This window comes from Eggerthella hominis, from assembly GCF_014287365.1.
Classification (GTDB): domain Bacteria; phylum Actinomycetota; class Coriobacteriia; order Coriobacteriales; family Eggerthellaceae; genus Eggerthella; species Eggerthella guodeyinii.
This window is the reverse complement of the sequence record NZ_JACOOA010000001.1, coordinates 113,097-125,034: the sequence shown is the minus strand read 5'-3', so window position 1 is coordinate 125,034 and position 11,938 is coordinate 113,097. Positions and strand designations below refer to the sequence as shown.

At 70.2% G+C, this 11,938-nt stretch carries 11 protein-coding genes and 1 pseudogene; 3 read left to right on the top strand and 9 right to left on the bottom strand.

The genetic code is table 11. The features are described from left to right. Nucleotides 1-10 precede the first annotated feature (10 nt). The gene (locus tag H8S61_RS00590; protein ID WP_186937568.1) at nt 11-703 is read left to right on the top strand and encodes an ABC transporter ATP-binding protein; all 693 of its coding nucleotides are present in this window, start codon (nt 11-13) and stop codon (nt 701-703) included. Then, nucleotides 700-1,179, top strand: a complete 480-nt coding sequence (locus H8S61_RS00585; protein WP_186937566.1) for a hypothetical protein — start codon at nt 700-702, stop codon at nt 1,177-1,179. Before H8S61_RS00590 ends, H8S61_RS00585 begins: the two co-directional genes overlap by 4 nt. A gap of 50 nt (nt 1,180-1,229) precedes the next feature. On the opposite strand, the pseudogene H8S61_RS00580 reads toward H8S61_RS00585, so the two are convergent. The 6 genes and pseudogenes from H8S61_RS00580 to H8S61_RS00555 form a co-directional block, all read right to left on the bottom strand. Beyond that, nucleotides 1,230-1,334 (bottom strand): annotated as a pseudogene (locus H8S61_RS00580) (ClbS/DfsB family four-helix bundle protein); the annotation flags it as partial. Between the two features lie 143 nt (nt 1,335-1,477). Beyond that, entirely contained in the window at nt 1,478-2,896 is a 1,419-nt protein-coding gene (gene ffh / locus H8S61_RS00575; protein WP_154333993.1) for a signal recognition particle protein, read from the bottom strand. 116 nt (nt 2,897-3,012) lie between these two features. Beyond that, complete coding sequence (locus tag H8S61_RS00570) at nt 3,013-3,999, bottom strand: MBL fold metallo-hydrolase (RefSeq protein ID WP_186937564.1); 987 nt, start codon at nt 3,997-3,999, stop codon at nt 3,013-3,015. A 1-nt stretch (nt 4,000) separates the two neighbouring features. Next, nucleotides 4,001-4,921: a signal recognition particle-docking protein FtsY gene (gene ftsY / locus H8S61_RS00565; RefSeq protein WP_154334000.1), complete on the bottom strand. Its 921-nt coding sequence runs from the start codon at nt 4,919-4,921 to the stop codon at nt 4,001-4,003. Nucleotides 4,922-4,974: 53 nt separating this feature from the next. Beyond that, nucleotides 4,975-5,526, bottom strand: coding sequence for a DUF2812 domain-containing protein (locus tag H8S61_RS00560; RefSeq protein WP_186937562.1), 552 nt, complete (start codon nt 5,524-5,526; stop codon nt 4,975-4,977). After that, a complete protein-coding gene (locus H8S61_RS00555) occupies nt 5,519-5,869 on the bottom strand; it encodes a PadR family transcriptional regulator (RefSeq protein ID WP_160941764.1) in 351 nt (116 codons plus the stop codon). The genes H8S61_RS00560 and H8S61_RS00555 overlap by 8 nt, the downstream gene beginning before the upstream one ends. Before the next feature lie 110 nt (nt 5,870-5,979). On the opposite strand from H8S61_RS00555, the gene H8S61_RS00550 reads away from it, so the two are divergent. Further along, a complete protein-coding gene (locus H8S61_RS00550) occupies nt 5,980-6,330 on the top strand; it encodes a hypothetical protein (RefSeq protein WP_160941765.1) in 351 nt (116 codons plus the stop codon). Between the two features lie 30 nt (nt 6,331-6,360). Here the strand turns inward: H8S61_RS00550 and smc are convergent, their stop codons facing one another. The 3 genes from smc to plsX all read right to left on the bottom strand — a co-directional run bounded on the left by smc (nt 6,361) and on the right by plsX (nt 11,866). Beyond that, nucleotides 6,361-9,921: a chromosome segregation protein SMC gene (smc, locus tag H8S61_RS00545; protein WP_186937560.1), complete on the bottom strand. Its 3,561-nt coding sequence runs from the start codon at nt 9,919-9,921 to the stop codon at nt 6,361-6,363. A gap of 6 nt (nt 9,922-9,927) precedes the next feature. Further along, complete coding sequence (gene rnc, locus H8S61_RS00540; protein ID WP_154334005.1) at nt 9,928-10,773, bottom strand: ribonuclease III; 846 nt, start codon at nt 10,771-10,773, stop codon at nt 9,928-9,930. A gap of 73 nt (nt 10,774-10,846) precedes the next feature. After that, nucleotides 10,847-11,866 (bottom strand): phosphate acyltransferase PlsX, encoded by a 1,020-nt coding sequence (gene plsX, locus H8S61_RS00535; protein WP_222617524.1) that lies wholly within the window; start codon nt 11,864-11,866, stop codon nt 10,847-10,849. Nucleotides 11,867-11,938 lie beyond the last annotated feature (72 nt).

Here is an 11,938-nt window from a genome sequence, read left to right as displayed (position 1 = left end):
AGGACCAGTCATGCACCTCATGGAACTCGAGAACGTACGCTACTCCTACGGCTCCGCACAGCCCGTGCTGCGCGACGTGTCGCTGGCGCTCGAGCCGGGCAAGCTCTACGCGATACTCGGCCCGTCCGGCTGCGGCAAGACCACGCTGCTGTCCCTCATGGGCGGGCTCGACGAGCCCGACGGCGGCACCGTCCGCTTCGGCGGCGAGGACATCGCCGGCACGGGGCTCGCCGAGCACCGCAAGCATCACGTGGCGTTCGTCTTCCAAAGCTTCAACCTCATCGACTACCTCACCCCGGCCGAGAACGTGGCGCTCATCACGCGCTCGTCGCCCTACCCGCTGCTGGAGGAGCTGGGGCTGACCGACGAGGAGGCGCGCCGCAACGTGCTGAAGCTGTCGGGCGGCCAGCAGCAGCGCGTGGCCATCGCCCGCGCGCTGGCCTCGGAGGCGCCCGTCATCCTGGCCGACGAGCCCACGGGCAACCTCGACGAGGACACCGCCGCCGAGATCACCGGCATCCTGCGCAGCTGCGCCCACAAGATGGAGAAGTGCGTGGTGGTGGTCACCCACTCGCGCGAGCTGGCCCGCAAGGCCGACTGCGTGCTGCGGTTGAAGAAGGGCGTCGTCAGCCAGGAGGACGTCGTCCCCGCCGGCGGGTCGGCCTCCCGCCGAAACCCCTCGAGCAGAAGGAGCCGTCCATGAAAGCCCGCAAGCGCCCCGCCGTTCCCGCGTTCGCCGTCGCCTCGTACGCGGCCGGCGGCATCCTGACCGCCTGCTTCGTTCTCGCCGCTGTCGCCACCTGGGCGAACGTATCGGCGCAGCTGGCGAAGGGCGTGCCCGTGCAGGGCAACGAGCTGGCCATCGCGAACGCCGTCCTGTCGGGCTGCGCGTCGTACGCGGCGTTCGCCTTCCTCGCCTTCGCGGCCGGGACGCTGTACCGCGGCCTCGACCGCCGGGCGGCGATCGCGCCCGACGACAGCGACGGCGACGCACCGGCCGAGCCGGAAGCCGACGAGGACGCGTTCTGGGACGAGGACGCCCGGGACGCCGGGACGCCCGACGACGAGCGCGCCGAGGACGTCGAGGCCTTCGTGCGCAGCGCCGACCTCAACCGCGTGTTCGGCGCGCGCCAGACCGTAACCCTCGACCAGGCCCTCAAAGGCGTGTACGTCCGCTGACGCGCCCGCGCATGGAAGCACCCGCCCTTCGGGGCGGGCGCTCGGCGCCGCTAGGATCGCGCCTTCTTCCACGTGCGGATCTTGCTGCGGAACGATTTGAACGGCGCGACGGTGTTCGTGTGGACCCACTTCCACACCGGCCAGCTCGTCGGCGTCGGCCTCGGCCACGTCGTCGAACTCCGCGACGAACAGCGCGGCCGTCCTCCGGATCTCGGCGATCAGCGCTTCCTTGCTCTCGCACCCCCGCATCGAAACCCCTCTCGGACGAAAGCGGCGGCCCGAAGCCGCCGCATCATGCCTATTCGCCCATCATGTCCTGGAGCCGTTTGATGTCGGCCATGCTCATGCCGCCCATGCCGCCGGGCAGTCCCATGCGACGGCGGCGGCCCTTCTTGCCCTTCTTGCCTTTTTTGCCGCCCTGCATCTCCTCCACGGCGGGCATCATCTTCTTCATCATCTTCTTCGTCTCGTTGAACTTCTTCATCAGCTGGTTCACGTCCGAGACGGTCACGCCCGCGCCCGCGGCGATGCGCGCGCGGCGCGAGCCGTTCAGCAGGTCGGGCTTCTCGCGCTCGGCCTTCGTCATGGAGTTGATGATGACCTCCATGTGGTCGAACGCGCCCTCGTCCACCTGGCCGGCCGCCATGGCCTTGTCGCCGCCCGGCAGCGCGGACAGCAGCTTCGACACGCCGCCCATCTTGCGGATCTGGCGGTTCATGTCGATGAAGTCGTTGAGCGTGAGGTTCGCGCGCATCATGCGCTCGGTCTGCTCCTGCTCGATCTCCTCCTGCTGCACCTTGACGGCGCTTTCGATGAGGCTGACCACGTCGCCCATGCCGAGGATGCGCTTCGCCATGCGGTCGGGATGGAATTCCTCGAGCGAGTCGGGCTTCTCGCCCGAGCTGATGAACTTGATGGGCTTGCCGGTGACCTGCTTGATGGACAGCGCGCCGCCGCCGCGGGCGTCGCCGTCCATCTTCGACATGATGACGCCGTCGAAGTCGACGCGCTCGGAGAACGCGCTGGCCACGTTCACCACGTCCTGGCCGGTCATCGCGTCCACCACCATGAGGATCTGGTCGGGCTTCACGGCGCGCTTGATGTTCTCGGCCTCGTCCATCATCTCGTCGTCCACGTGCAGGCGGCCCGCCGTGTCGACGATCACCACGTCGCGCAGGTTGTCGATGGCGTCCTGGATGCCCTCCTGCGCGATCTTCACCGGGTCCTGGCCGTCGCCGCGGTACACGCGCACGCCGATCTCGGCGCCGAGCGTCTCCAGCTGGTCGGCCGCGGCGGGGCGGTACACGTCGCAGGCCACGAGCAGCGGGGAGTGGTTCTCCTGCTTCAGGCGGTAGGCCAGCTTCGCGGCGGCCGTCGTCTTGCCGGAGCCCTGCAGGCCCACGAGCATGACGACGTTGGGGATGCGGCTGCTCAGGACGAGCTTGGAATCCGTGCGGCCCAGAAGCTCGGTGAGCTCGTCGAGCACGATCTTGATGACGTTCTGCGCCGGCGTGAGCGAGTCGAGCACCTCGGCGTCGAGGCAGCGCTCCTTCGTGCGCGCGACGAACGTCTTCACCACCTTGAAGTTGACGTCCGCCTCGAGCAGCGCCATGCGGATCTCGCGCATGGCGTCGTTGATATCGTCCTCGGTCAGGCGGCCCTTGCCGCGCAGCCCGCTGAATATGCCCTGAAGGCGCGTCGAAAGGTTCTCGAGCATGGTGTGTTGCTCCCATCACGTTGCGAATGAGCTTGTTTGAGGGAATTATACCGCAGCGGTGCACCGCGCAGCGAACTTCACCGTTTCAACTGCATGCGGGAAGGCGGGATTCCCGCCTAGAAGTACCGGTTGACGCCCGCTTCGTCGGGTTCGCGGCGGACGAGGCCGCGGTCGACGAGATGGTTGAGGATCACGACGCCCTCGGTGACGATGCACCAGCGCTGCACGAAGGATATCTCCTCCCACGTGTCGAACGGGACGTTCCAGCGGATGGCCCGGATGACCCCTTCGCCCGTCAGGCCCGGCTGCGCGCTCACGATGCCCCGCGTCTCCTCGAGCCGCTCGAGGTGGTGGGCGGCCAGCCAGTCGATGCGCGCGTCGAAATCGTCGCGTTCGTCGCCATGCGAGACGAACAGCCGCTTGACGCCGAGCCTGCGCACCTTCGCGAGGCTGTCGAGGTAGGCTTGCAACCCGTCGGCGCCGCCCGGGAACAGCGCGATGCTCGGCGAGATGACGAACAGCACGTGGTCGCCGCCGAACAGGATGCGCGATTCGGGCTCGTAGAGCGCGAGGTGCCCCGGCGTGTGGCCGGGCGTCTCCACCACGCGCAAGCGCCAGCGCCCCACCTCGACGACGTCGCCCTCGCACGAGGGCACGAGCGTGAGGCGCGAGGCGTCGAACAGGCGCGGCTCCACGGCGTAGCGGGCGTAGCCGGACGCGTCGGACGGCGACACGCCCTCGGCCACGAACGCGCGGCGCGCGGCATCGTAGGACGAGGCCGCGCGCGAGGCGCGCACCGCCTCGAAGTCCACGGGGCTCACGTAGAGCTTCGCGCCCGGCAGGGCGACGCGGTCCACGAGCCCCGCATGGTCGAGGTGCAGGTGCGTCAGGAAGAAGCGCAGCCGCGCGCGGTCGACGCCGAGCTCGTCGAGGGCCGCATCGAGGATGGCGCACCCCTCGTCGGACGGCGCGCCCGTGTCGATGACCAGCGCGTCGTCGCCGTCCTGCACGATGAAGCAGTTCGTGTCGCTCGTGGAGATGTTCTCGAACGGCACGCGCACCTCGAACACGTCGGGGTCGCTGTGGACCTGGACGAACGCCATGCTATCCCCGCTCGTCGAACTCGCCGACGAGCGCGTGGGCGAAGTCGTGCGCGTCGAAGTCCTTGAGGTCGTCGAGCCCCTCGCCCACGCCGATCTTGAGCACGGGAAGCCCCAGCTCGTGCGATACGGCCAACGCGATGCCGCCCTTGGCGGTGCCGTCGAGCTTCGTGATGATCACGCCGTCCAGATCGAGCGCGCGGTCGAACTCGCGCGCCTGCGACAGGCCGTTCTGGCCGGTGGTCGCGTCGGTGACGAGCACGGTGTACACGGGCAGCTGCGAGCGCTTGCGCACGACGCTCACCACCTTCTCGAGCTCGCGCATGAGGTCGGCCGACGTGTGGAGGCGGCCCGCCGTGTCGACGAGCACGAGGTCGGCCCCGCGGCTCTCGGCGCGCTCGATGGTGTCGTAGCACACGCTGGCCGGGTCGCTGCCGCGCTCGCGCGTGACCACCTCGACGTCGGCGCGCTTCGCCCACACCTCGAGCTGCTCGATGGCCGCGGCGCGGAACGTGTCGGCGCTGCCGAGGATCACCGTGCGGCCCGCGTCGTTCGCCTCCTTGGCCAGCTTGCCCACCGTGGTGGTCTTGCCGGTGCCGTTGATGCCCACGAACAGCACGAGCGCGGGCCCGCCGCCCAGCACGTCCTCGCCGCCCGGCGTGAACGTGGAGGCGATCTGGTCGTTCAGCAGGTCGAGCACCGCGTACGCGTCGGGAAGCGCCTTGCGCGTGGCTTGGTCGCGCAGGCCCTCCACGATCTCGGTGGCCGCAGCCCCGCCGACGTCGGCCAGGATGAGCGTCTCCTCGAGGCCGTCCCAAAACTCCTCGTCGAGGTCGGGGCCGCGGTCGAGCAGCACGTTCATCTGCTCTTTGAACTTGTCGCGCGAGCGGGAGAGCCCCTCGCTTATTCGGTCGAAGAATCCCATGGCGGACTCCTTTCTTGGTCGCCTGAACAGTGTATCCCAAATGGGGCCGCACGTCAGCGGCGAGGATCCTCCTCGCGCTCGGCGCGGATCGCGCGCAAGGAGCGCGTGTAGCCGACGAAGGGGAAGAACGAGAAGACGAACCCGGCGGCGAACGCCGCGCACAGCGCGAGGCACGCCCACGACCCCGGCTCGTTGCCCTGCGCGGAGAGCCGGGCTTGAAGCGCGAAGAGCGCCGCAGACGCAAGCGCGCAGACGAGCGCCGTCCAGCCCAAGCCCGTCCGGCTCGCGCCGAGCGTCTCCTCCTCGGCGTCGTCGTCGGTGTACAGCGGGACGGTGCCGGCCTCGGCCCGCACGATCTGCCACGAGGGGCCCAGCGCCACGGGCTGCCAGCCCCCGATGCGGTACAGCTCCTCGGCCTCCGCCGAGAAGTCGCGCTGGAAGTCCACCGCGTAGTCGTACGCATGCGGCTCGCCCTCCTCGAAGCGGTACAGGATCCCGCACGAGAATCCGCTCAGGTGCCACCCCCGCGCGCTCATGTCGGCGAGCATCGCCGTGTCGTGATCGGGCATGATCGCCAACCCGCCGCACAACCGGTACCTAGCCATGGTTCTCCTCCCCCGTCTCGCCCAGCCGGGCCTCCGCGAAGGCGACCAGCCGCTTGCGTCGAACGAAATCGCGCTGCAGCACCGCGCGGCCCTCGTCGGTGGCCGCGTACAGGATGCGGCTCTCGCCCTCCGCCGTCTCCGCGATCTCGGCGATCCAGCCCGCCGCCTTGAGCTTCTTGAGCGTCGTGTACATGGTGGCGGGCCCGACCTTCACCGCGCCCTGCGTGGACTCCTCGATGCCCTGCATGATGCGGTAGCCGTGCGCCGGCTCGAGCGTAGCCAGCAGGATCAGGAAGATGCTGTCGGACAGCTCCCCCGTCTCGTACGGGCTCTTCTTCGCCATTTCGTTCCTCTCATATATCCATGATGGATACTATGCTACAATGGGCCTGCTTGCAAGCGAACAACCTTTGGTTTCCCACTATACTCTATCTGGAAATGGAGCGTTTCATCATGGTTGAAGAGCATTTGGAAGCACCTGCAAGCGGGCAGGCGGCAAGCTGGTTCGAGCAGAGGAAAGACCCTGAGCTGAGGAAGCGGCAGGATGCGAACCTGTTCCAGACGATCACGCTGGTCTTGCTGCCGTTCGTGTGGGCGGGTTTCATCTACTCGCTGCTCACGGGCAATGAGGGCAACATGAACAGCTACTCGCTCATGATACTCTTCTTCTCGATGCTGAACGCCGACGTGCTGATCAAGGGCGAGAAGCTGTCGAACAAGGTGCTCAACGTGCTGGCGAAGGCCAACTGCGTGCTGTTCTTCGTCTGGGCGCTCGCCAACATCGTCTACCTGCTCGTGAAGTAGCGCACAGCCGCGCGCTGCGCCGACCAGGGCTCACTCCGCGTGGCGCAGCGCGTTCTCCAGCTTCTGGCTGACCACCTTCGTCACGCCGTCGGCCTGCATGGACACGCCGAACAGCACGTCGGCCATCTCCATCGTGCGCCGCTGGTGCGTGATCATGATGAGCTGCGTGGTGTCGCGCAGCGATTCCAGGTACGACGTGAGGCGGCGCAGGTTCGAGTCGTCGAGCGCGGCCTCCACCTCGTCGAGGATGTAGAACGGCGTCGTGCGGATGCGGTACACCGCGAACAGCAGCGCGAGCGCCGTGAGCGACTTCTCGCCGCCGGACATGAGCATCATCTTCGTGATGCGCTTGCCGCGCGGCTGCGCCGTCACCTCCACGCCCGTCGCCTCCAGGTCGTCGGGATCCACGAGCGTGAGCTCGGCCGAGCCACCCGGGAACAGCACGGCGAATATCTCGCTGAAGTTCTTGTTCACCGCCTCGTACGTGCGGATGAAGTCGTCCTTCATGCGCGCGTCGATGACGCGGACGATCTTCGTGAGCGAGCGGCGCGCACCGTCGAGGTCGGCCAGCTGCGCGGCCAGGTAGTCGTAGCGCGTCTTCAGCTGCTCGTACTCCTCGGCGGCGTCGGGGTTGATGGTGCCCATGTTGGCGATGCGGCGGCGCAGCTTGAAGGCCGCGTCCTCCGTCGCGCCGCGATCCTCCAGCTCGGGAAGCTCGAGGGCGCGCTCGAGCGGCACCTTGCAGTCGTGCACGATGGCGTTCACCGCGGCGTCCACCTGCACCTCGAGGCGGCCCTTGTCCACGCGCGCCGTGGACAGGCGGGCGTTGGCGTCGTCGAACGCGTCGTGGGCGGCGCGCGCACGGGCGCGGGCCTCGTTGACGGCGTTGTGCAGCCCCGCGGAGGAATCCTGCGCGGCCGTGGCAGCCTCCTCGAGGTCGCGCGTCCAGCGCCGCGCGCTGGCCACGAGCTCCTCGAACAGCGCGAGCAAGGGCTCGATGCGCTCCTGCGCCACCCGCTTCTTCACGAGGGCCTCGCGCGCGTCGGCGTCGCTCGCCGCCACGGCGTCGAGGTCGCGCGTGCGCGCGTCCACCACGCGGCTCTCGTACGTCTGGCGCTCGGCGAGCGTGGCCGCCTTGAGCTTGGCCTCCGACAGCGCGTCGCGCAGGCGCGCCGCCTCCTTGCGCAGCGGCACCACCGCGTCCTGCGCCTCCTCGAGGCGCGCGGCGCCCGCTTCGAGCTGCTGCTTGAGCGTGGCGAGCTGCTGCTCGAGCGCCTCCACCGACGGGCGCGCCTCGGCCACGGTGCGCTCGGCCTCGCCGCGCTGGCGCTCGATGTCCTCGAACTCGCGGCGGACGGCCGCCAGCTTCTCCTCGGCGCGGCGCGCCTCGGCGCGGGCCGAGTCCGTCTTGCCGCGCAGCTCGGCCAGCTCCTGCGACAGGCGCAGGCTCTCGCCCTGCGCGGCGCGCAGGGCCTCCTCCGCTGCTGCCGCACGCTCCTCCGCGCCCGCGCGCTCGCTCTCCGCGGCGCGCAGCTGCGCGCGCAGCTCCTCCAGGCGGCGGGCGCGCGCGAGCACGCCTTCCTCGCTGTCGGCCGCCGCGGCGCCCACGGTCACCTTGCCGTTCGGCCACACGATGCAGCCGCCGCGCGTCACGAAGCGCACCTCGTGCGCCCCGCGCGCATGCGCGGCGAACGCCGCGTCGACGTCGTCGCACACGACGACGTCGCCCAGCAGCGCCTCCACCGCGGCGGCGTCGGCCTCCGCGTACGCCAGCTCGTCCACGAGCGCGCGCCCCAGGCCGGCAGCGGCCGCGTCGCGCGCGGGGCATGCGCGGCGCGCCTCGCCCGAACGCGGCACGAGCACCACCTCGCCTCGCTCGTCGCGCGCCGCCAGGGCGGCGGCCACGGCGTTCGCGCGGGACGCGTCGTCCACGAGCAGCGCCGACACGTCCGCGCCCAGCAGGTGCTCCACGAGCGCCTCGAAGCCCTCCGAGGCGCGCACGGCGTGCGCGATGGGCGCGAGGCGCACGTCGAGGTCGGCGGCGTTGTCGAGCACCCACGCGCGGGCCGGGCCCGCTGCGGCGCTCGCGCGCTCCACCTCTTCGAGGCCCTTGATCTCGGACGCCACGAGCGAGGCCGCGTCGCGCGCCTCGTCGAGCGCCCCGCGGGCCGCCTCGCGCGCCCCTAGCGCCTCGCCCACGCGGGCGCGCGCCGCGCCTTCGGCCTCCACGAGCGCCGCGAGCGCCTGCCCGGCCTGCGTCGCGGCCTCCGCGAGCGCCACGGCCTCGGCCTGGGCGCGTTCCAGCTGCAGCTCCAGCTCCTTGCCGTGGCCCTCGATGAGCTTCACGTGCGCCAGGCCGCTCGTCAGCGCCTCCTGGGTGCTGGCCAGCTCGCGGCGCGCCTGCTCCTGCGCGCGCTCGCCGTCGCGCTTCGCGCGCTCCAGCTCCTCCACCTCGCGTTCGAGGGCGCGGCGCTGCTGGGCGTTCTCGGACTGCTCGCCCGCCAGGCGCGCCACGGCGGCGTCGGCCTGCTCGCGGTCGCGCTGCACCTCGGCCAGCTGCGCGGCGGCCTGCGCGCGGTCGGCCTCGGCCTGCGCCCGCTTCGCCTTGTTGGCCTCCAGCGTCACGCGCAGCTCGGCCTCGTAGCTCTGGGCCGCGCGGCGCTTCTCGTGCAGCAGCAGCGTGGCGCCGTCGAAGCGCTCCACGGCCGACGAGGCCCGGCGGTGCCGGCGCGCCAGCTCGCCCGCGTCCACGCTCTCGCGGCGGATCTTCTCCTGCAGCTCCTCGGCCGCCGCCTCGGCCTGCCCGATGGCGGCGCGCTTCTCCTCGAGCTCGGCTTCCAGCGCCTGCTCGCGCTGGGCGGCCTCGTCCCAGCCGCGGCGCAGCGTGCGCAGGTCGTCCACGGCGAGAGCCAGGCTCAGATCGGCCAGCTCGTCGGCCAGCCCCTGGTAGGTGCGGGCGCGCTTCGCCTTGCGCTCGAGCGGCCCCAGCTGGCGCTCCACCTCGGCGGCCACGTCCTTCACGCGGGCCAGGTGCGCGTCCATGGCGGCCAGCTTGCGCTCGCTCTTCGCCTTGCGCTGCTTGTGCTTCAGCACGCCGGCGGCCTCCTCGATGAGGGCGCGGCGGTCCTCCGGCTTCGACTGCAGGATGGAGTCGAGGCTGCCCTGCGAGATGATGGAGTGCGTGCCCGTGCCCAAGCCCGAGTCGTGCAGGATGTCGAGCACGTCCATGCGGCGCGCCACCACGCCGTTGATCAGGTACTCGCTCTCGCCCGAGCGGTACATGCGGCGCGTGATGGCCACCTCGTCGAAGTCCACCGGCAGCGTGGAGTCGGAGTTGTCCAGCACGAGGTCGACCTCCGCGATGCCCACGCTCTTGCGCGCGGACGACCCCGCGAAGATGACGTCCTCCATCGCCTGGCCGCGCAGGTTCTTCGCGTTGCGCTCGCCGAGCACCCACAGCACGGCGTCGGATATGTTCGACTTGCCCGAGCCGTTCGGCCCCACCACGGCGGTGATGCCCGGCTCGAGCGCCAGCACGCTGCGGTCGGCGAACGACTTGAAGCCTTTGAGGACCAGTGATTTCAGGTACATGCGCGGCTACCCCTGCTTGCGCTGCTTGGCGCGCTCGCGTTCGGACTTCTTGCGGGCCTTCTCCTCGGCGCGCGCGGCGGCCTTCTCGGCCTTCGCCAGCTTCGCGGCCTCGGCCTTCTCGGCGCGCGCCTCGCCGTCCACGCCCAGGCCGAAGAACTCGCCGAGGCGCGCGAGCGTGCTCTTGGCGGCCTGGCTCTCGGCCTCCTTCTTCGTGCGGCCGGTGCCGCGCGCAAGCCCCTGGCTGCCGGCGAACACCTGCGCGACGAACGTGCGGTCGTGCGGCGGCCCCTGCGTCTCCACCAGCTTGTACGTGGGCGTGATGCCGTCTTCCTGCAGCTTCTCCTGCAAGGCGCTCTTGGGGTTCTCGGGCTCGCGGGCCATGTCCACCGACATGCGCGGGATGAGCGTGGAGCGCACGAACGACACCGCGGCGTCGATGCCGCCGTCGAGGAACAGCGCGGCCACCACGGCCTCGTACACGTTCTCCAGCGCGGAGTGCAGCCCGCGCCGGCCCGTGCCCGTCTCGGAGGAGCCGAACACGATGATGTCGGTGAAGCCCAGGCGCTCGGCGACGTCGGACAGGCTCGCGCCCGACACGAGCGCCACCTTGATGCGCGTGAGGCCGCCTTCGTCCAGGTCGTGGAAACGATCGAACGCGATGGTGGCCACGATGGCGCCGAGGATGCTGTCGCCGAGGAACTCGAGGCGCTCGTAGGAGTACTTGACCGACTTGCCCTCGGTGGCCGAGGGATGCGTGATGGCGGACAGCAGCAGCTGCTCGTCCGCGAAGCGGTAGCCCAGGATCTCCTGGGCGCGCGCCAGTTTTCTCTGCTGTTCGTCGGTGAAGGTCATGGCGTGCTCGGGCTTTCGTTCAGGCTGCGGATGAGCGGCGTGGGCGGGATTCCATGATTGACCGGGCATGGCGTCACTCGCCCTCCGTCGTTCGGGCGGCGCGCGGCGCGGTCACGGTTTGAGCGATTATATCAGAAACGCCCGTGCGCACGATGCTCGCGGTGGTCAACACGCCGTTGCGCACCGCCAGCGCGTTGGACGACCCGTGCCCTACCAAGAGCGCGCCCTTCACGCCCAGAAGCGGGGCGCCGCCGTACGTGTCGGGGCTCACCTGCGCCATGAGCCGCTTGAGGCCGCCCTTGATGGCCAGCGCGCCCAGCTTCGTGAGCGGCGTGGACATCATGATGCCCTTGAGCGTCTTGAACAGGGTCTTCGAGGTGCCCTCGATGGTCTTCAGGCACACGTTGCCCGTGAAGCCGTCGGTGATGATGACGTCGAACTTCGCGGGCAGGATGTCCGAGCCCTCCGCGTTGCCCGCGAAGTTCGGCAGCTGCTCCCTCAACAGGTTATGCGCCTCCTGGGCGAACTGCGAGCCCTTCGTGTCCTCCTCGCCGATGTTGAGCAGCGCGGCGCGCGGGCGCTCGATGCCGATGACCTTCTCGGCGTAGATGGACGCCATCTGGCCGAACTGCACGAGGTACTCGGGCTTGCAATCGGCGTTCGCGCCGATGTCGCACATGACGACGGGGCGCACGGGCGACGGGATGACCGTGGCCAGCGCGGGCCGGGCGACGCCCTTGATGCGGCCCATGACCAGCGTGCCCGCCGCCAGGCAGGCACCGGTGGAGCCGGCCGAGAAGAAGCCTTGCGCGGCCCCTTCCTTCACGAGGCGGCAGCCCACCACGATGGACGAGTCCTTCTTCTTGCGCACGGCGTTGGCGGGATGTTCCGCCATGGCGATGACCTCGGCAGCCGCCTGCGGCGTGCAGCGGTCGTGCTCGGCCGCGAACGGCTCGACCACGTCGGCCGGGCCGCACAGGATGACCTCGAGGGCAGCGTCGGCGGCGAGCGCCTGGGCGACGCCGTCGAGCACCACGCCGGGAGCGTTGTCGCCTCCCATGGCGTCGACGGTGATGGTGACCTTATCGGGCATGATGTCCTCGCATTCCTCTTCGGATCGCGTGGACGCATGCGTCTGGCCGCCGGTGCGAGCAGGCGCATGCGC

Coding starts and splice junctions, on each gene's coding strand:
- H8S61_RS00590 (WP_186937568.1), top strand. CDS start 11: ATGCACCTCATGGAACTCGAGAACGTACGCTACTCCTACGGCTCCGCA.
- H8S61_RS00585 (WP_186937566.1), top strand. CDS start 700: ATGAAAGCCCGCAAGCGCCCCGCCGTTCCCGCGTTCGCCGTCGCCTCG.
- ffh (WP_154333993.1), bottom strand. CDS start 2,896: ATGCTCGAGAACCTTTCGACGCGCCTTCAGGGCATATTCAGCGGGCTG.
- H8S61_RS00570 (WP_186937564.1), bottom strand. CDS start 3,999: ATGGCGTTCGTCCAGGTCCACAGCGACCCCGACGTGTTCGAGGTGCGC.
- ftsY (WP_154334000.1), bottom strand. CDS start 4,921: ATGGGATTCTTCGACCGAATAAGCGAGGGGCTCTCCCGCTCGCGCGAC.
- H8S61_RS00560 (WP_186937562.1), bottom strand. CDS start 5,526: ATGGCTAGGTACCGGTTGTGCGGCGGGTTGGCGATCATGCCCGATCAC.
- H8S61_RS00555 (WP_160941764.1), bottom strand. CDS start 5,869: ATGGCGAAGAAGAGCCCGTACGAGACGGGGGAGCTGTCCGACAGCATC.
- H8S61_RS00550 (WP_160941765.1), top strand. CDS start 5,980: ATGGTTGAAGAGCATTTGGAAGCACCTGCAAGCGGGCAGGCGGCAAGC.
- smc (WP_186937560.1), bottom strand. CDS start 9,921: ATGTACCTGAAATCACTGGTCCTCAAAGGCTTCAAGTCGTTCGCCGAC.
- rnc (WP_154334005.1), bottom strand. CDS start 10,773: ATGACCTTCACCGACGAACAGCAGAGAAAACTGGCGCGCGCCCAGGAG.
- plsX (WP_222617524.1), bottom strand. CDS start 11,866: ATGCCCGATAAGGTCACCATCACCGTCGACGCCATGGGAGGCGACAAC.